The sequence below is a fragment of the Streptomyces sp. NPDC041814 genome (assembly GCF_055590565.1).
Map to the genome: position 1 here is coordinate 45,886 of NZ_JBVJAM010000016.1, position 21,118 is coordinate 67,003.

21 protein-coding genes are annotated in these 21,118 nt (G+C 73.3%); 9 read left to right on the top strand and 12 right to left on the bottom strand.

Going from position 1 to position 21,118, the window contains the following annotated elements; all coding sequences use genetic code 11:
• Window positions 1–41: 41 nt before the first annotated feature.
• A complete protein-coding gene (locus tag ACZ6C6_RS31305) occupies window positions 42–1,169 on the top strand; it encodes a YihY/virulence factor BrkB family protein (RefSeq protein ID WP_469207939.1) in 1,128 nt (375 codons plus the stop codon).
• 4 nt (window positions 1,170–1,173) lie between these two features.
• Here ACZ6C6_RS31305 and ACZ6C6_RS31310 read toward each other — a convergent pair whose 3' ends face one another.
• Window positions 1,174–1,518 carry a CU044_2847 family protein gene (locus tag ACZ6C6_RS31310; RefSeq protein ID WP_469207699.1) on the bottom strand — a complete coding sequence of 115 codons (345 nt, stop codon included), beginning with the start codon at window positions 1,516–1,518 and terminating at the stop codon, window positions 1,174–1,176.
• 55 nt (window positions 1,519–1,573) lie between these two features.
• Between ACZ6C6_RS31310 and ACZ6C6_RS31315 the strand changes: the two genes are divergently transcribed.
• Entirely contained in the window at window positions 1,574–2,269 is a 696-nt protein-coding gene (locus ACZ6C6_RS31315) for a helix-turn-helix domain-containing protein (protein WP_469207701.1), read from the top strand.
• Window positions 2,270–2,354: 85 nt separating this feature from the next.
• Here the strand turns inward: ACZ6C6_RS31315 and ACZ6C6_RS31320 are convergent, their stop codons facing one another.
• Complete coding sequence (locus ACZ6C6_RS31320) at window positions 2,355–2,750, bottom strand: VOC family protein (protein WP_469207703.1); 396 nt, start codon at window positions 2,748–2,750, stop codon at window positions 2,355–2,357.
• Window positions 2,751–2,797: 47 nt separating this feature from the next.
• Window positions 2,798–4,351 (bottom strand): 3-hydroxyacyl-CoA dehydrogenase, encoded by a 1,554-nt coding sequence (locus ACZ6C6_RS31325; RefSeq protein ID WP_469207705.1) that lies wholly within the window; start codon window positions 4,349–4,351, stop codon window positions 2,798–2,800.
• A gap of 148 nt (window positions 4,352–4,499) precedes the next feature.
• On the opposite strand from ACZ6C6_RS31325, the gene ACZ6C6_RS31330 reads away from it, so the two are divergent.
• A complete protein-coding gene (locus ACZ6C6_RS31330; protein WP_469207707.1) occupies window positions 4,500–5,396 on the top strand; it encodes a LysR family transcriptional regulator in 897 nt (298 codons plus the stop codon).
• A 154-nt stretch (window positions 5,397–5,550) separates the two neighbouring features.
• A complete protein-coding gene (locus ACZ6C6_RS31335; RefSeq protein WP_469207709.1) occupies window positions 5,551–6,777 on the top strand; it encodes an acetyl-CoA C-acetyltransferase in 1,227 nt (408 codons plus the stop codon).
• A gap of 8 nt (window positions 6,778–6,785) precedes the next feature.
• Here ACZ6C6_RS31335 and ACZ6C6_RS31340 read toward each other — a convergent pair whose 3' ends face one another.
• From ACZ6C6_RS31340 to ACZ6C6_RS31360, 5 genes are all read right to left on the bottom strand, one after another.
• Window positions 6,786–7,307: a cupin domain-containing protein gene (locus ACZ6C6_RS31340; protein ID WP_469207711.1), complete on the bottom strand. Its 522-nt coding sequence runs from the start codon at window positions 7,305–7,307 to the stop codon at window positions 6,786–6,788.
• 126 nt (window positions 7,308–7,433) lie between these two features.
• Window positions 7,434–8,888: a sialate:H+ symport family MFS transporter gene (locus ACZ6C6_RS31345; RefSeq protein ID WP_469207713.1), complete on the bottom strand. Its 1,455-nt coding sequence runs from the start codon at window positions 8,886–8,888 to the stop codon at window positions 7,434–7,436.
• 63 nt (window positions 8,889–8,951) lie between these two features.
• Complete coding sequence (locus tag ACZ6C6_RS31350) at window positions 8,952–9,632, bottom strand: N-acetylmannosamine-6-phosphate 2-epimerase (protein WP_469207715.1); 681 nt, start codon at window positions 9,630–9,632, stop codon at window positions 8,952–8,954.
• Window positions 9,629–10,603, bottom strand: coding sequence for an ROK family protein (locus ACZ6C6_RS31355; RefSeq protein WP_469207717.1), 975 nt, complete (start codon window positions 10,601–10,603; stop codon window positions 9,629–9,631). Before ACZ6C6_RS31355 ends, ACZ6C6_RS31350 begins: the two co-directional genes overlap by 4 nt.
• Window positions 10,600–11,559, bottom strand: coding sequence for a dihydrodipicolinate synthase family protein (locus tag ACZ6C6_RS31360; RefSeq protein WP_469207719.1), 960 nt, complete (start codon window positions 11,557–11,559; stop codon window positions 10,600–10,602). Before ACZ6C6_RS31360 ends, ACZ6C6_RS31355 begins: the two co-directional genes overlap by 4 nt.
• A 104-nt stretch (window positions 11,560–11,663) precedes the next feature.
• Here ACZ6C6_RS31360 and ACZ6C6_RS31365 point away from each other — a divergent pair, with 104 nt between their 5' ends.
• Window positions 11,664–12,353 carry a FadR/GntR family transcriptional regulator gene (locus ACZ6C6_RS31365; RefSeq protein WP_469207721.1) on the top strand — a complete coding sequence of 230 codons (690 nt, stop codon included), beginning with the start codon at window positions 11,664–11,666 and terminating at the stop codon, window positions 12,351–12,353.
• Between the two features lie 12 nt (window positions 12,354–12,365).
• On the opposite strand, the gene ACZ6C6_RS31370 is transcribed toward ACZ6C6_RS31365, so the two are convergent.
• Entirely contained in the window at window positions 12,366–12,959 is a 594-nt protein-coding gene (locus ACZ6C6_RS31370; RefSeq protein ID WP_469207723.1) for a TetR/AcrR family transcriptional regulator, read from the bottom strand.
• Window positions 12,960–13,088: 129 nt separating this feature from the next.
• Between ACZ6C6_RS31370 and ACZ6C6_RS31375 the strand changes: the two genes are divergently transcribed.
• A complete protein-coding gene (locus tag ACZ6C6_RS31375; protein ID WP_469207725.1) occupies window positions 13,089–14,204 on the top strand; it encodes an ABC transporter permease in 1,116 nt (371 codons plus the stop codon).
• Window positions 14,201–14,881 (top strand): ABC transporter ATP-binding protein, encoded by a 681-nt coding sequence (locus tag ACZ6C6_RS31380; protein ID WP_469207727.1) that lies wholly within the window; start codon window positions 14,201–14,203, stop codon window positions 14,879–14,881. Before ACZ6C6_RS31375 ends, ACZ6C6_RS31380 begins: the two co-directional genes overlap by 4 nt.
• Before the next feature lie 13 nt (window positions 14,882–14,894).
• On the opposite strand, the gene ACZ6C6_RS31385 is transcribed toward ACZ6C6_RS31380, so the two are convergent.
• The 3 genes from ACZ6C6_RS31385 to ACZ6C6_RS31395 all read right to left on the bottom strand — a co-directional run bounded on the left by ACZ6C6_RS31385 (window position 14,895) and on the right by ACZ6C6_RS31395 (window position 18,305).
• On the bottom strand, window positions 14,895–16,331 hold the full coding sequence (locus ACZ6C6_RS31385) for an exo-alpha-sialidase (RefSeq protein ID WP_469207729.1): 1,437 nt from the start codon (window positions 16,329–16,331) through the stop codon (window positions 14,895–14,897).
• 71 nt (window positions 16,332–16,402) lie between these two features.
• Complete coding sequence (locus ACZ6C6_RS31390) at window positions 16,403–17,404, bottom strand: acetylxylan esterase (protein ID WP_469207731.1); 1,002 nt, start codon at window positions 17,402–17,404, stop codon at window positions 16,403–16,405.
• Window positions 17,405–17,585: 181 nt separating this feature from the next.
• Entirely contained in the window at window positions 17,586–18,305 is a 720-nt protein-coding gene (locus ACZ6C6_RS31395) for a FadR/GntR family transcriptional regulator (protein ID WP_365685738.1), read from the bottom strand.
• A 168-nt stretch (window positions 18,306–18,473) separates the two neighbouring features.
• Here ACZ6C6_RS31395 and ACZ6C6_RS31400 point away from each other — a divergent pair, with 168 nt between their 5' ends.
• Both ACZ6C6_RS31400 and ACZ6C6_RS31405 read left to right on the top strand, forming a co-directional pair.
• On the top strand, window positions 18,474–20,069 hold the full coding sequence (locus tag ACZ6C6_RS31400) for an ABC transporter substrate-binding protein (protein WP_469207733.1): 1,596 nt from the start codon (window positions 18,474–18,476) through the stop codon (window positions 20,067–20,069).
• A 97-nt stretch (window positions 20,070–20,166) separates the two neighbouring features.
• Complete coding sequence (locus tag ACZ6C6_RS31405) at window positions 20,167–21,117, top strand: ABC transporter permease (RefSeq protein WP_469207735.1); 951 nt, start codon at window positions 20,167–20,169, stop codon at window positions 21,115–21,117.
• The last annotated feature ends 1 nt before the right edge of the window (window position 21,118 follow it).

The following is a 21,118-nucleotide window of genomic DNA, read 5'->3' on the forward strand; positions in this document are numbered from 1 at the left end:
AAACTCCCGAGCGGCCACCGGGCCGCCTCCACCGGGCCCGAGTGCTCTACCGCAATGTCTCCAAGCGGCAGCTCGCCTGGCAGCTGCTCAAGGACACGGTCAACTCGTGCATGGAGTACCGCATCCTCGGGCTCGCCGCGGAGGCGGCGTTCTTCACCCTGCTGTCCCTGCCCCCGCTGCTCCTCGGCCTGATCGGCCTGCTCGGTTACGTGGACGAGTGGACCAGCACCGCCACGGTCGCGTCCATCGAGCGCAACATCCTCAGCGCGGCCCACACCATGCTCTCCGAGCGCGGCGTCAACGACTTCGCCAAGCCGCTCCTGGCCGACGTCACGACCGGCGCCCGGCCCGACGTCATCTCGCTGGGCTTCGCGATCGCCCTGTGGTCGGGCTCCCGCGCGGTCAACGTCTTCATCGACACGATCACCGTCATGTACGGGCTCGACGGCCAGCGCGGCATCGTCAAGACCCGGATGCTCGCCTTCCTGCTGTACGTGGTGGCGCTCCTGCTCGGCGCGGTCGTGCTGCCGCTGCTGGTGGTCGGCCCGGACCGGGTCGTGGAGCTCATACCGTGGGGCACCGAGGTCATAAGCGTCCTGTACTGGCCGCTCGTCATCGTGCTCTCGGTCGCCTTCCTCACCACCCTCTACCACGTGTCCGTGCCGGTCCGCTCGCCGTGGATCGAGGACATGCCGGGCGCCCTGGTGGCCCTGGCGATGTGGGTGTTCGGCAGCTTCCTGCTCCGGATCTACCTGACCAGTACGGTCGAGGGCCCCACGATCTACGGCTCGCTGGCCGCCCCCATCGCGGTGCTGCTGTGGATCGGTGTCTCCGCCTTCGCCGTGCTGGTGGGCGCCGCCGTCAACGCGGCCATCGACCGGGTCTGGCCCTCGGTGGCGACGGCCGCCGCCCGCGCCGCGAACGACCGGGTGCGCGCCGCCCAGGCCGCCGAGTTCGTCGCCCGCACCCAGGCGGAGAGCTGGCACGGCGGCCCGCCGGACGACGAGGACGACGACGAGGACGAGGGCGACGACGGCGACAGTCCGTACATGCCCTCCGAGTTCCCCGAGCGCTGGTCGCGGTTCCTGCCGCCGGACGACGTGAAGTCCCGGCTCCAGAAGCCCGGCCGCGAGAAGGACGCGGACCGGTCCAACCCGTACGACGAGTGAGCGCTCAGTCGGCGGCCGGCGTGGTCTGAGACCCCGGCGACCAGGACAGCTTCACCGTCAGATGGCCTTCCAGCGCACTCTTCGCGATCACCGCGCCCGCCTCCGAGGTGATCTTCACGCCGAACTCCAGCTCCACCCCGTCCGGCTTCAGCTGTCCGTCCCGGAACACGGCGAGCGCCGACTCGGCCGCCGACCGGATGCCCTCCAGCGCGCTGTCGAACGTGCGCCCCGCGCGCGCCAAAGCGTGCTGACCGTCCCGCGACACCAGCCGCGCACCCGGTGCGTGCCGGTCGACCTCCACGGTCACCGTCGCACCGTTCTCCGTGGTGAACTCCATCAGTGCCGCCATGACCGCCCCCGTAGCCGATACGCACGCTGCCGTGTCCGTCAACGACACTAGTGGCATGGGCGACAGCTATACAGAGCGCGCGTCGCGGCTCGGGGGCGCGAAGGTGTGGACCCTGGACGTGGCGCCGGGCACCGCCCATCCGGTGCTGCCCGACGGCTGCATGGACCTGCTCTGGAGCGGTGCGCGGCTGCTCGTCGCCGGGCCGGACACGCACACCGCGCCCGCCACCGGCACCGGCGGCAGCTGGGCCGGAATCCGCTTCGCCCCCGGCACCGCCCCCGCCCTGCTCGGCGTGCCCGCCCACGAACTGCGCGACCTCCGGGTGCCGCTCGCCGCACTGTGGCCCGGCGCCCCGGTGCGCCGCCTCACCGAGCGCGTCGCCGAAGCGGCCGACCCGGCCGCCGCCCTGGAGGACATCGCGCTGGACCGGGCGGCCCGCACCGGCCCCCCGGACCCGGCGATGCGGGCGGTCGCCGCGCGGCTGGAGGCGGGCAGCAGCGTCGCGGAGGCCGCCGGGAGCGCCGGGCTCGGCCCACGCCAGCTGCACCGCCGCTCCCTGACCGCCTTCGGCTACGGCCCCAAGACCCTGGCCCGGATCCTGCGCCTCCAGCGGGCGCTGGCCCTCGTACGCTCCGGACTGCCGTACGCCGACGCGGCTCTCGCGGCGGGCTGCGCCGACCAGGCCCATCTGGCGCGGGACATGCGCGACCTGGCCGGCACCACCCTCACCGCGTACTTCGGCCGCTCCTAGGACCTGTCTTCAAACTGCCGTCTGCCGCGCGACGCCATGCACGCACTCTCGCCGCACCGGCCCCAGACCCCAGTACATCCAGCGCCTAGGACGCCAAGGGCGCGAACAGCGAGACCGCGCAGTCGTCCGGGTCGAGGACGACGGCGTACCGCTGCCCCCACACCGCGTCCCACGGCTTCAGGTGGCCCCGGTGGCCGGCGCCGGTCAGGTCCGCGTAGACCGCGTCGACCTCCGCCGGGCTGTCGCACAGGAAGGCGAGCCCGAGCCGGTCCCCGCCGGAGGGCGGGTTCCAGCCGGGGTCGAAGGAGCGGACGACGTCCTCCGTGTCCCACAGCAGGCGCCCGCCGCCAGGCAGGGACACCTCCACATGGGGCGCGGATTCCGCACCGGCCGGGATGTCGAGCCCCAGGCGCCGGTAGAAGGCGAGGGACGCGGGCAGGTCGGCGGTGGTGAGGGAGATCGCGTCGAGTCGTGGAGTCATGGACCGACCGTAGGCAGAACCCCGGGCCGCCGTCTTGTACGAATCGGTCACGGCGCCCCGAGCACGTCCCCCGGCGACGTCCCCGCGTCCGTCAGTGCCAGCCCCAGCGCAGCGCGCTCCGTGACCCAGCGGGTCGGGCGGTGGCGCGGGTCGCCCGTCGACGCGTACAGCGCCTGGTGCAGCTCCAGCATCCGGACCGCGCCGACCCGGTCGCCCCCGGCCAGCGGGCCCACCGGGTAGCCGAGCCCCGTCGTGACGGCCACGTCGATGTCGGCCGGGGCGGCGAGCGCGCGCTCCGCGATGGACGCCGCGACCGACACGACGGAGGCCAGCAGCCGCTGCGCCACGGAGCCCGCCGTGTCCCGGACCACCGACACCGCGAACGGCTCACCGCCCTCCGCGGCCCGGGCCAGCACCGCGCGGGCGTCCCGCGCCGCAGCCGCGTCCGCCGCCGGGGTCACCGCGAGCACGCGTCGCCGCCCCGCCGACGGCAGCGGGTCGACGCCGAAGGTGCGCCCGGCGGGCAGCCCGTGCGCGGCCACCGCCGCGGCGACCGGGGTGCCCCAGACCGGGACCAGGACGACCGCCGCGTCCGACGGCCGCTCCCCGCCCTCCACGACGGCGCCCGCCGAGGCCAGCGCCTCGCGGAGCACGGCCGCTTCGGCCTCCCGCGCGGGGTCCGGCGCGAAGACGTGCACCGGGCGGTCCGCGTCCCCGGCGACCGGCGGCTCCGGCGCGGGTCCGGTGGACTCGGGGCCGTAGGCGTACCAGCCGCGTCCGGTCTTGCGGCCGTGCAGCCCGGCCGCCACCCGGTTCGGGGTGAGGAAGGAGGGGCGGAGCCGGTCCTCGTAGCGGAAGCCCTCCCAGATCGAGTCGATGACGGCGGCCGTCACATCGAGCCCGGTGAGGTCCATCAGCTCGAACGGGCCCATCCGCAGACCCAGCACGTCCCGCGCGATCCGGTCGATGTCCGCGGGCTCCCCGACGTTCTCCTCAAGCAGCGCCAGCGCCTCCGTCACCAGGCCGCGCCCGGCGTGGTTGATCAGGAAGCCCGGGGTGTCCGCGACCGTCACCGCGCGGTGGCCGCAGCCCTCCACGAGCGAGGTGAGCAGCGCCGGGATCTCCGGCCGGGTCGCCGCGCCGGGCACCACCTCCACGATCCGCATCAGCGGCACCGGGTTGAAGAAGTGCAGCCCGGCCAGGCGTGACGGGTCCTCCAGCGCGGCGGCGATCCGGGTCACCGACAGCGAGGAGGTGTTGGTCGCGAAGACGGCGGAGGCGGGCAGCACCCGCTCCAGGCGCCCGAACACCTCGGTCTTCGTCTCCAGGTCCTCGCGCACGGCCTCGATCACCAGCTCCACGTCCGGGCCCGCCGCCCACGGATCGTCCAGCGGGACCAGCCGCTCCGCCGCCGACTCCACGTCCGCCGCCGCCATCCGCCCCTTGGCCACGGCCCGGTCCAGCATGGAGCGTACGAAGGCGACGGCGTCCGCCACCGCCTCGGCGCGTACGTCGCACAGCTCGACGGTGTGTCCGGCCGAGGCCGCCCACTGGGCGATGCCGCGGCCCATGGCTCCGGCGCCGACGATCCTGATACGCATGCGGGTCACGGTCCTCTCACTGGGGCGGGCCGGGTGCCCGCGCTGCCGACGCTTTCAGTGGCTTTGATCGCCGTCCAATACCGAATTAGGCTCGGACCGAGACGCCTGCCGACTCAATGATGAGGGCGGGCCCGGGGGAGGGGACGGCATGGAGCTGCGCCACCTCGCCGCGTTCCTCGCCGTGGCGGAGGAACTGCACTTCGGCCGCGCCGCCAGACGGCTCCGCATGGCGCAGCCGCCGCTGAGCCAGCAGATCCGCCGCCTGGAGAAGGAACTCGGCGTCCAGCTCTTCGAACGCAACACCCGCTCGGTGCGGCTCACCAGCGCGGGGGAGTCCTTCCTCCAGCCGGTACGGACCGTGCTGGACGATCTGGACACGGCGGTACGGGCCGCGAGGGCGGCCGGACAGGGCGCGTACGGCAGGGTCCGCATCGGCTTCGCGGGCGCGTCCAGCCACGAGACGCTGCCGCTGCTCACCCGGGCGGTGCGGGCCGCCCACCCGGGCATCGAACTGGTCATGACCGGCCAGACCTACGCCGACGTGGCGCTCGCCCGGGTCGCGGACGGCTCGCTCGACCTGGGGTTCGTCCGGCTGCCGGTGACCGCGCCGGGCGTCAGCTGCCGGGTGATCGACGAGGAGGAGCTCGTGTGCGCGCTGCCCCTCGACCATCCGCTCGCCGGCCGCCCGGAGATCCCGCTCGACGCGCTGGCCGGGGAGCCGTTCGTCGCGTTCCCCGCCAACACCGGGTCCACCGTGCGCGACGCGATGACCGGGGCGTGCGAGGCGGCCGGGTTCAGCCCGCGCGTGGTGCAGGAGGCGCCCGACTCGTACACCATCCTGGCGCTGGTCGCGGCGGGCGTCGGGGTGACGCTGACCGTCACCTCCGTCCAGCACATCCAGCTCAGCGGGCTGGTCTACCGCCCGTTGGCCGGGCCGCCGATCCGGCGGCAGCCGGCGCTCGCCTGGCGGACGGACAACCCGTCGGCCGCACTGCGCGCGGTGCTGGACGTGGCGGAGCGCGCGCTGCCCACGCCGCCGGTCTGACGCACCGTCCCGGCCCGCGTCCGAGGGCGGTCGGGCGGCCGATTGAGACGCCGGGCGTCTCGGTTCCGGGGAAACTGGGTATTGGACCGGTCCCGCCGCCGGGTGCGAGGGTCGTGCCGGACCCACGCACTCCGTCTTCCGGAAAGGCCCTGCCGTGCCCGACGCCCTCGATGTCGTGATCTGCGAACCCCTGCGCACCCCCATCGGCCGCTTCGGCGGGGTGTTCGCCGCGCAGAAGCCGGCCGGCCTCGCCGCCCGGGTGATCGCCGAGGTCGTCGCCCGCACCGGCATCGACCCCGACCGGGTGGACGAGGTGATCCTCGGCCACTCCTATCCCTCGGCGGAGGCCCCCGCGATCGGCCGGGTCGCCGCCCTGGACGCCGGGCTCCCGCAGTCGGTGACCGGCCTCCAGACCGACCGCCGCTGCGGCTCCGGGCTCCAGGCGGTCCTGGACGCGGCGATGCAGATCCGGGCCGGGTTCAGCGAGGTCGTGATCGCGGGCGGCGTCGACGTGATGAGCGGCGCCCCGTACTACACGCACGACGGGCGCTGGGGCATCAAGGGCCCCGGCCTCCAGCTCCACGACGCGCTCGCCCGGGGCCGGGTCACCGCGGGGGGAGTCCACCACCCGGTCCCCGGCGGCATGATCGAGACCGCCGAGAACCTGCGCCGGGCGTACGGGATCAGCCGCGAGGACCAGGACGCGCTGGCCCTGCGCTCGCAGCGGCGGGCGGGCCGTGCCGCCGCGGAGGGCCGGTACGAGAAGGAGACGGTCCCCGTCACCGTGAAGACCAGGAAGGGCGAGACGGTGGTGACCGCCGACGAGCACCCCCGCCCCGACACCACCGCCGAACAGCTCGCCGCGCTCCGCCCGGTCATGCTCAAGTCCGACCCGGAGGCCACCGTCACCGCGGGCAACGCCAGCGGCCAGAACGACGCGGCAGCCGCCTGCCTGGTGACGAGCGCCGCCACCGCCGAACGCCTCGGCCTCACCCCGCTCGTCCGGCTGGTCTCCTTCGCCCGGGCCGGGGTGCCCGCCGCGACCATGGGCCTCGGCCCCGTCCCCGCGACCGAGGCCGCGCTCGGCCGCGCCGGGCTCACGCTCGCCGACCTCGACCTGATCGAGCTGAACGAGGCGTTCGCCGCCCAGGTCCTGGCCTGCACCCGCGAGATGGGCCTCGGCGAGAAGGACCACGAGGAGCGGATCAACGTGAACGGCTCCGGTGTCTCGCTGGGCCACCCGGTCGGCGCGACCGGCGCCCGCATCCTCGCCACGCTCACCCGCGAGCTCCACCGCCGCGAGGCCCGCTACGGCCTGGAGACCATGTGCATCGGCGGCGGCCAGGGCCTGGCGGCGGTCTTCGAGCGCGTGGCGGTCTGACGGGTCGGCTACGTGGCGTCCGGGCCGAAGTCCTCCGTGAAGTAGCTGTCGTGCCGGACGCGGAACCGCTTGAGCTCCTCGCCGCCGCGCTGCGACATCTCCGCGACCCGCTCGAAGTACTCCTCGCGCGGGGCACCCGGCGAGAACAGCATCAGCATGGACATCGGTTCGTCGCTCACGTTCCTGAAAGCGTGCAGCCCGCCGACCGGCACGTACAGGAAGTCACCCGTCCGGCCGGTGACCCACTTCTCGCCGTTGTAGAGCTCGATCTCGCCGGAGAGGACGTAGAACGACTCCGACATCGCCTTGTGGAAGTGGGTCTTCGCACCGGCGGACCGGTCGGCCAGATCCACCTTGTACAGCCCGAACTCACCGGCGGTCGACTCATGGGTGGCGAGGTAGTGGGTGGCGCCGCCGCCCGGCGAGGAGATGTCCGGCGGGGTGCCGGCAGGACGGAAAACGGCGTTCACCTCGCCCGTGGCGCCGAGGTAGCGGGGTTCCGGGTACTCCAGGTGCTCTGGGTACGACATGGTGCACTCCTTCGATAGGCGTGCACCCACCCTGGCCGCCGCCCCGGCCGGATCCATCGGGCGCGCGGACGATCTTCGGCCGGCCGGGGACCAGGCCCGGAGGCCCGTCCCCCGCCGTCCCTCGTCCTACTGCTTCACGCGCACCCGCTCGTCCGCCACCGGCCCCGCCGCCAGGTGGTCCTCCCGCGCCTCCGGGTCCGTCAGCCGGTTCAGCCGGGCCGGGACGTCGAAGCCGACGAGCAGCACCACGATCACCGTGCCCGCGAAGGTCAGCACCGCCAGGGCCTGCCCCAGGCTCATCCCCGATGCCAGGTGCGCGCCGAGCACCGGGGCGACCGCCCCGCCCAGCGCACCCACGTTGTAGGTGAAGCCGAGCGCCGCGCCCCGGCTGCGGGTCGGGAAGTGGCCGCCGATGTAGCGCGGGAGCAGGCCGGAGATCCCGAAGCTGGTCGCCTGGAGCAGGAACAGCAGCGCGCCGAGCAGCAGGAGGTTGTCCTCCACCGCGAAGACCGGGTACACGAAGGCGAGCGAGGCCAGCAGCGTCAGCGCGTACGCCTTCTTCGTGCCGATCCGGTCCCCGAGGAAGCCGGCCATCCAGCAGCCCGCCATGGTGCCGAAGCCCGCGAAGTACAGGACATCGGTGACCTGGCCGGTGGAATAGCCCAGCTCCGTCTTGAGATACGTCGGGAGCAGCGCCTGGATCGGCCAGGAGTACAGGAACGCGAAGAACAGCGTCACGATCATCGACAGATACAGCACCCAGCCGCGCTTCCCGCCCAGCTGCACCGCGAGCGCCGCCAGTGAGACCCCGGCGACCACCGACAGCACCGGCACCATGCCGGCGCCGCCCGGGGTGAAGACCAGGAAGAGCGCGAGCGTGGCGACGGCCACCAGGACCGTGTTGACGGCCGCCCGGCGCGGGGTCAGGAACAGCGGCCGGAACGGGTTGGGCTTCGCATCCCCGTCCGCGACGGACTCGGTCCACTCCTCCGCCTCGGGCAGCGCCCGCCGCATCCACAGCGCGACGGCGATCGGGATCAGCCCGAGGTAGAACATCCAGCGCCAGCCGAGCGACGGCACCACCCAGTCGTACACCTGGGCGGCCAGCACCGAGCCCACCGAGAAGCCGGAGATCAGGAAGCCGCTGGCCCGATTGCGCAGCGCGGGCGGCCAGCTCTCCATGACGTACGTGGAGCTGGCGCTGTACTCGCCGGCCATGCCCATGCCGATGGCCAGCCGGGCGGCGAACAGGCTGTGGTAGTTCCACGCGAACCCGCAGGCGAAGGTCCCCAGCGAGTAGAGCAGGATGCTCGCCACCATCGACAGCTTCCGGCCGTAGCGGTCGCCGAGGGCGCCGAGCACGGCGCCGCCGAGCCAGCGGGTGATGAAGGCGCCGGAGATCAGACTGGCCGCCTGCACCGTGCTGAGCCCGAAGTCGTCGCTGATCTCGGTCAGCACGAGGGTGATCAGCACGAAGTCGAAGCCGTCGAGTACATAGCCGATCCAGGCGGCGAAGAACGACTTCCACTGGGTGCGGCTCACCTGGCGGTACCAGGGGAGGGTGGGGGGTGTGTGGTGCACGGTGACTCCAGGATGCGGGACGGCGCTCGTCCTTGAACAGCCGCCCCGCGAAGTGGGGGCAGGTCAGCGCTGGGGGAGGCCCGCGACGAAGCGGGCGGTGAGGGCCGTGGGCGCGGTGATGGCGGTGCCGACGACGACGCTGTGCGCGCCGCGCGCCAGGGCCTCGGCCGCGTCCTCGGGGGTGTTGATACGGCCTTCGGCGACGACGGGTACGTCGATCGCGGCGGCGAGTGCGGAGACCAGGTCCAGGTCGGGCCCGGTCTGCTTCGGCTGCCCCGGCACATAGCCGGACAGGGTCGTGGAGACGAAGTCCGCGCCGAGCCGGGCTGCCGCGACGCCCTCGGCGAGGGTGGAGACGTCGGCCATGACGAGCGCGCCCGCCGTGTGCACCGCCTCGACCAGCTCCGCGAACGTCGAGCCGTCGGGGCGCGGCCGGTCGGTGGCGTCCGCCGCGACGACGGCCGCCCCGGCCCCGGCCACCGCGAGGGCGTGCCGGACGGTCGGCGTGATGTACACCCCGGTGTCGCCGTCCTTCCAGAGCCCGACGACCGGCAGGTCCACGGCGGCCGTGATCGCGGCGACGACCTCCGGCTCGTTGGCCCGGATCGCCGCGCCGCCGCCGGCGACCGCCGACCGCGCGAGCCGCACCAGCGTGTCGGTGTCCCGCATCGGGTCGCCCGGGGGCGCCTGGCAGGACACGATCAGCTTGCCCCGGAGGGCGGTGGCCAGTTCCTGTGCGTTCATCGCAGAGCTCCCGGTTGGTGGAGGGGAAGGGTGAGGGTGAGGGCCGCCGCGCCGAGCACGGCCGCGTCGTGACCGAAGAGCGGGGCGCGCGGGACGAGGCCGCGCAGCGGGCGCATCAGCTCGGCCGCGAACGCCTCGCGCAGCGCGTCCCCGTACAGCGGTCCGATGCGCGGGACCCCGCCGCCGACGACGACCCGGTCGGGCCCGAGCGCGTTGGCGAGCCCGCCGAGCACCCGGCCGGCGGCCCGGGCGCCCGTGGTGATCGCGGTGACGGCGTCCGCGTCGCCCCCGGCGGCGCGCGCGGCGACCGTCTCCAGGCGGTCCACGGGCGCGCCGGTCAGCCGCTCGTAGTGGGCGGCGATCCCGGGCCCGGAGGCGATGACCTCCAGGTGGCCGGCTCCTCCGCAGGTGCAGGGCAGCCCGGCCGCCTCCGGGCTCGGCAGGTGGCCCAGGTGCCCGGCGATGCCGGACGCGCCGTGCACCATCCGTCCGTCGGCCGCGACCGCGCCGCCGACGCCGGTCCCGATCGCCGCGAACAGCAGCGAGGCGTGGCCGCCGTGCTCGGCGCGCAGCGCGTCCAGCTCGGGGCCCGCCGTGGCGCGTACGTCGTTGTCGCAGGCCACCGCGTATCCGGTGCGGTCCGCCAGGCCGGCGCCCAGCGGGGTCCCGGCCCAGCCCCGGATCGCGTCGGTGGCGCTGGTGACCGTGCCGGTGCGGGGATCGATGACTCCGGCCGCGGCGACGCCGAGCACGGACGCGGTGCGGCCGGGGTCGGCCTCGGCGACGGCCGCCGCGAGCGCGTCGAGCACCGCGGCAGCGCCGTCGCGGGCCGGGGTGGGCCGGGAGCACCGCGCGACCACGGTGCCGTCCGCGCCGAACAGCGCGGCGGCGATCTTCGTCCCGCCCAGGTCCAGGCCGACGACCGGCCGCCGCGTCGAAGGCGCCCCGGGGGCCGCCGTCGCAGCCGTCATCGGACCGGCGGCAGGCCCGCGTCGCGCAGCCGCCCGGAGACGTACGCGACGGACTCCGCCGACAGCTGGATCTGCGGGAACACCGTGTCGCCGCACTCGATGACCCCGAGCAGCGCGAGCGCCGCCTTGAACGAGCCGAGCGCGGACGAGCTGCGGCCCATGTCCGCCTCCGGGCCCGCGTCGACCATCGCGAACAGCTCGACCAGCCGCTCCTGCTCCTTGGCGGCCAGCGTCCAGTCCCCGGCGCGCGCGGCCTCGTAGAGCCGTACGTAACCGGCCGGGTCCACGTTGCCGATGCCCGGGACGACCCCGTCGGCACCGGCCAGCAGGGCCGCGTCCACGGTCAGTTCGGAACCGGTGAGGATGCTGAAGTCAGGGACCGGACCGTGCGCCCGGCCCTCGCGGCCGCCGAGCTCCACGACGAGCCGGCGCAGCCCGCCCTCGTCGCCGCTGCTGTCCTTGAGCCCGGCCAGCGTGCCGTCCTCGGCCAGCTCCCGGACCAGGGCGGTGGAGAGCTTGCTGTGCACGGCGACCGGGATGTCGTACGCGAACAGCGGCAGGTCCACCTCGGCGCGCAGCCGGCGGAAGTGCGCGGCGATCTCCCGGGGGTGGGTGCGGGTGTAGAAGGGCGCGGTCGCGACCAGGGCGTCCGCGCCGAGGGCGGCGGCGGCCCTGGCATGCCCGGCGACCCGGGCCGTGGTCGTGTCGATGACCCCGGCGAGGACCGGGACCCGGCCGTCGGCGGCGTTGACGACGGTCTCCAGGACCGTGGCGCGCTGGTCGTCGGTGAGGTAGGCGACCTCGCTGGTGGACCCGAGCGCGAACAGCCCGTGCACACCGCCGCCGATGAGGTGGTCGACGAGGCGGGCGAGCGATGCGGTGTCGATCTCCCCGCGGCGGTCGAGGGGGGTGCAGACCGGCGGGACGACGCCGCGCAGCGGTGCGGACAGAGACATGAAGAGGGCTCCAGACGTGAGACGTAAGATGTCTTATGTCTGCGGTACCTTAATCAGACGCTCCTGCGAACGGTCAAGGGGCACCAGCACCTCGGGAGGACGTTGTGGCGCGGCCCACCATGGCTCAGGACATCGAGCGCAGGGTCAAGGAGCTCATCCTGGAGCGCCGCCTCGCCCCCGGTGACGCCCTGCCCACCGAGACCGAGCTGATGGACCTCTTCGAGGCGGGCCGGGTCTCCGTGCGCGAGGCCCTGAAGTCGCTCCAGGCGGTCAAGGTCGTGGAGATCCGCCGGGGCTACGGGACCTTCGTGGGCTCGCTCTCCCTGTCGCCGTTCGCCGAGGGCCTGGCCTTCCGCGCCGCTGTCCGCCACCGCCAGGGCGAACCGGGCCTGGCCGAGCTGATGAAGGTGCGCGAGGCGCTGGAGGCCGGGCTCGTCGGGGCCGTCGCGGCGGGCGTCCCGCAGGACGACCTCGCCGTCCTGCGCGCGCTCGTCACGAAGATGGAGACCGAGGCGGCGGAGGGCGGCCGGGTCGCGCGCGCCACGGACCGGGCCTTCCACCTCGCGCTCTACGCCTCGCTCGACAACCACCTGCTCAGCGAGGTGCTGGACGCGTTCTGGGCCGCGATGGACCGGGTGCGCGAGGACTTCGACGATGGCCACCAGGACCCGTCGGTCACCTGCCGCCAGCACCGCGAGATCGTGGAGGCGGTCGCGGCGGCCGACGGCGAACGCGCGGTCCGCGCCATGCGCACCCACTTCGACGGCATCCGGGACCGGCTGGACGCGGGGTGACGGAGGGGGGCCTCAGGCGGAGGCGCCCGGTCCGCCCGTGACCGCCCTGACCGCCATGCGTACCGCCCGCCCGGAGACCGCCGCGTAGTCGTCGCCCGCCTCGATCGCCGTCGTGGCGGCGTTGACGATGCCCTGGAGCAGGACCGCCGTGCGGCGGGGATCGTCGTCGCCCAGCTCGGTGAGCGCCTCGGTCAGCGGGGTGAGCAGCGCTCCGTGCACCCGGCCCGCGCTCTCCCGCACCAGCTGGGCGTCCCGCACCCCGGTCAGCGCCCGCGCGATCCGGTGCTCGCCGCCGCGCACCAGTTCCAGCTGCGCGCAGACGTACGCGGCGATCCGTTCCCGGGGCGTGCGCGCCGCCGCCATGCCGGAATCGATGGCGTCCGTCCAGCGGGGCAGCGCGTCCTCGACCACGGCCGCGAGGAGTTCGGGCCGGCCCGGGAAGTACTTGTAGACGCTGTTGCGCGCCAGGCCCGTCGCCCGCGCGACCGCCGCGAAGGTGACCGCCTCCGCGTCGCCGCCCTCCAGCAGCTCGCGCGCCGCCCGCACCAGGGCCAGCCGCTGCTGGGCGTGGTGCTCGGCGACCGTGGCGGCGCTGATCCGGGGCATCCGCCCAGTCTAGGAGCCCCGCCCGGATGCGGACCCCACTTGGGGACGGTGCGTCCCCATCATCTATGTTGGCGACGCACCGTCCCTAAAACGAACCGTCCCTCCACCGAATCCTCGAAGGGAACCGCCGTGTTCCTCGCACTGCTGGAGCTGCGCGCCGCCCGAGGGCGCTTCGCGCTCATGGGGTCCGTCGTGGTGCTCGTCGCCGCACTCGTCGGCATCGTCTCCGGTTTCACCACCGGCCTCGGCGACGACACCGTCTCGGCCCTGCGGGCCCTGCCCGCCTCCCAGCTCGTCTTCTCGTCCGACGCCCGCTCCGACCAGTTCGCCCGCAGCCTCCTCGACGCGAGGACGGCCGCCGCCTGGCGTACGGACGCGGGCACCGACACCACGCCGCTCGGCGTCTCCATCACCCGCGGCACGACCGACCGGGGCGCCGAGGTCGACCTCGCCGCCTTCGGGGTCGAACCGGACGGCTTCCTCAGCCCCGCCGTCACCAGCGGCAGCCGGCTCACCCCGTCCGACACCGGCACCGTCGTCGTCTCCGACGCGCTCACCGACGAAGGGGTGGCCGTGGGCGACACCCTCGTCATCGACCGCCTCGGCATCCGGCTCCGCGTCGTCGGGGCCACCGGCCGCCTGAGCTACGGCCATGTGCCCGCCGCCTACGTCCCCCTGAAGACCTGGCAGCGGATCCGGTTCAGCACCCCCGGCGCCCCCGCCGCCACCTCCGTCCCCGACCAGGTCAGCGCCCTCGCCCTGCGCACCCCGCCCGGCACCCCGGCGGCGGACCTGGACGAGCGCCACTCCACCACCACGCTCAGCAAGGAGGAGGCGTACGAGGCGGCCCCCGGCTACACCGGCGAACGCGTCACGATGACCTCGATCCAGGTCTTCCTCTACCTGATCGCCCCGCTCGTCGTCGGCGCGTTCTTCGCCGTGTGGACCGTCCAGCGCGGCCCCGAACTCGCCCTGCTCCGCGCCCTCGGCGCCTCCCGCAGGCGGCTGCTCGCCCACACCGTCGTCCAGGCGGCCCTGGTCGTCGCGGCCGGCACCGCACTCGGCGCCGTCCTCGCGGCGGCGGTCGGGCTCCTCGTGGGGGAGCAGGTGCCCTTCAGCCTGCCGGCCACCACGCTCGTCACCACCATGTGCACCGTCGCGGCCGTCGGGCTCGCCGGCACCGCGCTCACCCTGCGGCGGGTCACCTCCGCCGACCCGCTGACCATGCTGGGAGCCAACCGATGAACGCCCCGACGCCCCGGACGCTCGAACTGGACGGCGTCACCGTCGCCTTCGGGCGGGGCGACACCCGTACCACCGTTTTCGAGGACCTGGCCCTCACCTTCGAACCGGGGGTCCTGACCGCCCTCGTCGGCCCCTCCGGCTCCGGCAAGTCCTCGCTGCTGGCCGTCGCGGGCGCCCTGCTGCGGCCCTCGGCCGGCCGGGTCCTGCTGGGCGGCGACGACCTCGCGGCCCTCACCGACGCCGGGCGCGCCCGGGTCCGCCGCGACCACATCGGCTACATGTTCCAGAGCGGCAACCTGCTCTCCGCCCTCCCCGCGGTCGAACAGCTCCTGGCCGCCGCGTACATCGGCGGCCGCAGCCCCCGCACGCACCGGCCCCGGGCCGAGGAGGCGCTGCGCGCGGTCGGCCTGGGGCACCGGCTGCGCCACCGCCCCGAGCAGCTGTCCGGCGGCGAGCGCCAGCGCGTCGCCCTGGCCCGGGCGCTCTTCCTGTCGCCCCGGCTCCTCCTCGTGGACGAGCCGACCGCGGCGGTCGACCGGTCCCAGGCGGGCGAACTGGCCGCGCTGCTGGCCGAACGCACCCGCGAGGACCAGTGCGTCACCGTCGTCGCCACCCACGACCCGGCGGTCGCCGAAGCGGCCGGCCGGGTCGTGGACATGGCCACGCTGACCGCGTGACCGGACGCGGCGGTTACGGCGTGACCGTCACCGTCGCGCTCCCCGACGCGGTCTTCCCGCCCGCCCGGTACGTCGCCGTCAGCTTCGCGTCACCGGAGGCGCCGGCCGGGATGGTGACCGGGACCTTCACATTGGCGCCCTCACCCGGCCGGGTCGCCGGGAACGCCACCGGCTTCGTCGTCCAGCCCGCGGGCACGGTCAGCTCGACCGTGCCCGCGTCGCGGCGGACGTCCATCCGGTTGACGACCCGGACGGTGATCTCCGCGGTCGTCCCGGCCTTCAGCGTGGCCGGCGGGGTGATGGTGATGTCCGCGCAGGTGCCGCCGAGCCACTTCAGGTCGAACGAGGAGTACGTGATGTGCTCGTAGTTCCCCCGCTCGTACAGCAGGCCGAGCCGCCCGCCCGGGAGCCGGGTCAGCGTCGAGTAGGCGGCGGCACCCGGGTCCACCACCTTCTTGATCGGCCAGGTCTTCCCGTTGTCGCAGGACATCTTGACCGTGAGGTTCTTGCGCGAGGTCGCCTCCGTGTTGCTGAACAGCAGCCAGGAGGACTGCGGGTCCGAGGCCGGAGCGTCGGGCGCGTACCGCATGACCGAGGCGTTGTTCGCCGGGTCCGGCAGCTCGGTGTCCTGGACGAACGGTGTGTACGTGACGCCGCCGTCCGAGGAGTACGCGACCGTACGGTACGGCGCCGAGCGGTTGTTGAGCATGACCGTGCCGTCGTTCAGCTCGACGGTCTTGTTCTCGTCGCCGCCGGGGCCGACCGGGGTGCCCATGTGCCAGGTCTCGCCGTGGTCGTCGCTGTACGCGCTGACCGCGTAGTTGGCCCCGTTGTTCCGGATGGCGTACTGCTGGATCAGCCGGCCCTTGTGGGGGCCGTTGCGCAGCTGGATGCCCTCGCCCGACGCGGCGAACATCCCGCCCCAGGCCGGGTTCTTGATCTGCCCGGTGATCCGGCGGTGGGTCCAGGTGAGCCCGTCGTCGTCGGAGTAGCTGTAGTCGGCCTGGAGGACGTTCGGATCGGACTCGTCGTTCCCGGTGGCCGAACCGAAGAAGCCCTGGTTCTCCCCGGCCGCGTAGAACAGGAAGATCCGCCCGGTGACCCGGTCGGCCAGCAGGCTCGGATCGCCGTACCCCTTGGGCGCGGCGTCCTTGCGGACCACCTGCTGCGCCTGCCAGGTCGTTCCGCCGTCGGTGCTCCGCCGCAGCACGATCCCGATGTTGGACGGCAGGTCGGCCAGGGTGGGCCGGGCGTCGTACGCGGCGAGCAAGGTGCCCTTGTTCGAGGTGGTCAGGGCCGGGATGCGGTAGTGGGGGGAGCCGACGCCGTCGACGGTCAGGTCCTGGGACGTGAGCGTGCCGGGGGCGGGCGACGCGGCCTGTGCGGTGCCGGTCGTGGTGACGACCAGCAGGGCGGCGCCGAGCAGGGCGACAGGGACGGTTCGCTGCATGGACGATCTCTCTTCTCGGAAGGGGTGGTGCTTCTGGAAGGGGGTACGCAGGCGAAGGAGGGTGCCTCCGGTCAGGAGCGGCCGGCCTGCCCCGATGGCAGGCCGGTGAACAGGGAGGCCACCCAGGCCAGTTGCTCCCGCTGCTGGTATTCCGCGCCGCCCTCGTGCCCGTTGAACGGATAGACCCGTACGTCCTTGGGCCCGGCATAGCCGTTGTAGGCGGTGAAGCAGGTGGAGGGCGGGCAGATGTCGTCCATCATCGCGATGGAGAACAGCGCGGGGGCCGTCGCCCGGGTGGCGAGCAGTGCGGCGTCGAAGTACGCGAGGGTGGCGAAGACCGACTCGGTGCGGTCGCGGTGCAGCCGGAGGTACTCGGCGATCTCGGTGTACGGCGGGCGCCCCGCGACCTCGGCGCCCCGGCGGACGTTGCACAGGAACGGCACGTCCGGCATGACCCCGGCGAGCCCCGGCACCAGCCCGGCGACCGCCAGCGTGATGCCGCCGCCCTGGCTGACCCCGGTCACCACGATCCGGTCCGGGTCGATCTCCGGGTGCTCGCGCACCGCGTCCACGCACCGCACCGCGTCGGTGAACAGCCGCCGGTAGTAGTACGTTTCGGGGCTCTCGATGCCCCGGGTCAGGAAGCCGGGCACCACTCCGGACGCGCCGCCGTCCGGATCGGCGGTCGCGCCGCCGGCCGCCGACCAGCCCTGCCCCCGGGTGTCCATCAGCAGGTGGGCGTAACCGGCCGAGGCCCACAGCAGGTTCTCGTGGGCCAGGCCACGGCCGCGCCCGTAGCCCAGGAACTCCACCACGCAGCCCAGGGGCTCGGCCGCCCCGGCGGGCATCCGCAGCCAGCCGCGCACCGGCTGCCCGGCGAAGCCCGGAAGCGTCACGTCGTACGTGCGGACCTGGGTGAGCCCCGTCCGCGTTTCCGTGAAGACGGGCTTGTCGGAGGCGTGGGTGCGGGCCTCGTCCAGGGTCCGGGACCAGAAGGCGTCGAAGTCCGCGGGGACGGGAATCGGCGGCAGGTAGTCGCGGCAGGCGTCGAGCGAGAGGTCCGTCAACGGCATGGGGGTGCCCTCCTGGGGCGCGGCGGGGGAGTGCCGGGAGCGTGAACTTCGACATCAGATGCATGACGTCAGATGTCCTATCGGCACACGGACCCTAGGCACCGCCCGAGGCGGCCGTCAAGGGGCGTTCCGGAGTCGCCCGCGCGCCCGCCCGGGCGACGGCCCCGCGCCGCGCGGCGGCTCAGCGCCGGGCGCGGGCCTCCGCGATCCGGCGGCGCACAGGCGCGTAGTGCTCGCCGAGCGCCTTCATGAATCCGGCGATGTCACCGGCCCGCGCGGCGTCCACGATGTTCTGGTGGGCGGTGATCGTCTCCGTCTCGTCGGCCTGCGTGAAGCCGTCCAGATGCGGCGCGACGATCGTGTAGACGTCCCAGAAGGCCATCGAGAGCTGGCCGATCAGTTCGTTGCCCAGCGGGGCCACGAGCTGGGCGTGGAAGGCGCGGTCGGCGTCCACGAAGCCGTGCCCCTCCTGGGCGCCCGTCTCGCGCATGGTGGCCACGAGGGCGTCCAGCGCGTCCAGCTGCTCCGCGCTGAGCCGCGAGACGATGCGGTCGGCCATCCCGCGCTCGAACAGCTCGCGCACGTCGACCAGATCGGCCATGACCTGGAAGTCGTCGTCGGGGGAGAGCAGGCCCCGGAAGGTCAGGCTCTCCACGAGCGCGGACAGGCTCAGCCGGCCGACGTAGGTGCCGTGGCCGTGCCGGACCTCCACGATGTCCAGCGCGTTGAGGATCTTGACGGCCTCGCGGACGCTGGAACGGCTGGCGCCGAGCGCCTCGCACAGGGCGGGCTCGGTGGGCAGCGGGTCCCCGGGACGGAGTCGTTCCTCCAGGATGTACCGCTTGATGCCGTCCACGACTTCCTGCCGGAGCAGCTGCCGGCCGGGTTTCGTTCCGGACATATGTGAACTCCCCACCTCTTGACCCCTCTCGATTGTCAAGCTACGTTCCCACGCTATCAAGGCATCAGACATCTGACGTCTGACGCTCAGGGTCTCGCGGTCCCCGTGAACCTGCGCCGGCCCCCGATTTCCGTCCCAGACGCCCCACCTCAAGTCCCTGGAGGACCCGTGCCCGAGCTGAGATCAGCCGGTGTCGAGCGCCGCACCTTCCTGCGTTACACCGGCGTCGTCGGCGCCGCGGCCGCCATCACGGCCGGCCTGTCCGCGTGCGGCGGGCCGTCCTCGACCGCCAACGGCTCGACCGACAAGGGCAGCGGCAGCGACCTCATCGAGGCCGGCCTGTCCTACCCGCTGTCGACCGGCTTCGACCCCATGATCACCTCGGGTGCGACCCCGTACGCCGCCAATATGCACATCTTCGAGGGCCTGGTGGATCTCGATCCGGCAACACTCGTGGCGCGGCCCGCCCTGGCCACCGAGATGCCGAAGAAGATCAACGCCACCACCTACCGCGCCACGCTCCGCAAGGGCGCCACCTTCCACGACGGCTCACCCGTCACCGCCGACGACGTGGTGTTCAGCTTCGAACGCATCCTGGACCCGAAGAACGCCTCCCTGATGGCCCAGTTCGTGCCCTTCATCGACGCGGTGAAGGCCGTCGACGCGGGCACGGTCGAGTTCAAGCTCAAGTACCCCTTCGCGCTCTTCCCGTCCCGCATCGCCGTCGCCCGGATCGTGCCCAAGAAGATCGTGGAGCCCGACCCCAAGGCGTTCGACGCCAAGCCGGTCGGCTCGGGGCCGTACAAGTTCGTGTCCGCCACCCGTGAGGACAAGATCGTCTTCGAGGCGTACGACAAGTACAACGGCGCCCACCCCGCCAAGGCCAAGAAGATGGTCTGGCGCCTGATGTCCGACCAGTCGGCCCGCGTCAGCGCCATGGAGTCGGGCCGCGTCCAGGCCATCGAGGACGTCCCCTACATCGACGTCAAGCGCCTCTCCGGCTCCGCCAGGACCGAGTCGGTGCAGTCCTTCGGCCTGCTCTTCCTCATGTTCAACACGGCCGACAAGCGGTTCGCCGACAAGCGGGTGCGCCAGGCGCTGCACTACGCCCTGGACACCGAGAAGATCATCTCCACCGCCATGGTCGGCAACGCCTCCGCCGCCACCGGCTACGTCCCCGCCACCCACCCCGACTACCACAAGGCCGCCACCGTCTACACGCACGACGTGGACAAGGCGAAGAAGCTCCTGGACGAGGCGGGCGTCAAGGGCCTCTCCTTCACCGTCCTGACCACCGACACCGGCTGGGTCAAGGACATCGCCCCGCTGCTCAAGGAGAGCTGGGAGGCCGCCGGCGTCAAGGTCACGCTCAACATCGCCCAGTCCCCGGCCCAGTACGCCAAGATCGACAAGGGCGACTTCGAGGTCCTCGTCGCCCCCGGCGACCCCTCCGTCTTCGGCAACGACGCCGACCTGCTGCTCCGCTGGTTCTACTACGGCTTCTGGCCCGAGAGCCGCTACGGCTGGGGCAGGTCCGCCGCGTACAAGAAGGTGCGGCAGACCCTCGACAAGGCCGCGCAGGCCGCCGACGAGGCGAAGCGCAAGGAGCTGTGGGGCCAGGTCACCGACCTCGTCGCCGACGAGGCCGCCCTCTACCCGATCCTGCACCGCAAGCTGCCCACCGCCTGGAACGAGAAGGCGCTCCCCGGCTTCAAGCCGCTGCCCACCACGGGCCTGTCCTTCCTGGACGTCAGCCGCGGCTGAGGGCTTCGTCAGCCCCCCGCCCGAAACCCCGGTCCGGGACGTACGACCCCACCCGGCGCGTCCCGGACCGGACCGCCCAACCGCAAGGAACCCGACGATGGTTGCTTTTCTCCGGCTCGCGCTGCGCCGCGTCGCGATGATGCCGGTGATGATCCTCGGTATCGCGCTGCTCGTCTTCGTGGTGCTGCAGTTCTCGCCGGTCGACCCGGCCTTCAACGCGCTCGGGGAGAGCGCCACACCCGAGGCCCGTGCGGCCTTCGCCGAGGCCAACGGTCTCAACGACCCGCTGCCCGTACGCTACTTCCACTTCCTCGGCCAGTTGCTCCACCTGGACCTCGGCATGACGGTCCCGCCCAGCCAGCCCGTCGCGGACCGCATCACCGCAGCCTTCCCGCTCACCCTCCAGCTGACGATCCTCGGCCTGATCCTCGCGATCGTCCTCGCCGTCGTCGCCGGTGTGCTCGGCGCGATGTACCGCGACCGCTGGCCCGACCAGCTCTTCCGGGTGCTGTCCATGGCCGGGGTCGCCATCCCCTCATTCTGGCTCGGCGTCCTGCTCATCCAGCAGTTCGCCCTGAACTCCCCGGTCTTCCCCACCGGCGGCTACACCAACCCCGCCGACTCCTTCGGCGGCTGGCTGCGCTCCATGGCCCTGCCCGCCGTCTCGCTCGCCGTCCCCGTCGCCGCCTCGCTCGCCCGCCTCGTACGGACCTCGATGGTCGCCGAACTCGACCGCGACTACGTCCGCACCGCACGCGGCAACGGCCTGCCCGTGTTCCTGGTGATCCGCTCGGTGCTGCGCAACGCGCTCGTCACCCCGCTCACCGTGCTCGGCGTCAAGGTCGGCTACCTGCTCAGCGGCGCCGTCGTCATCGAAGCGATCTTCGACCTGCCCGGCATGGGCAAGCTCATCCTCGAAGGTGTCACGGGCGGCGACGTCGCCCTGGTCCAGGGCACCGTACTGACCATCGCCATCGCCTTCCTGGTGGTCAACGTCATCGTCGACCTGCTCTACCTGCTGGTCAACCCGCGCATCAGGACGGTCTGAC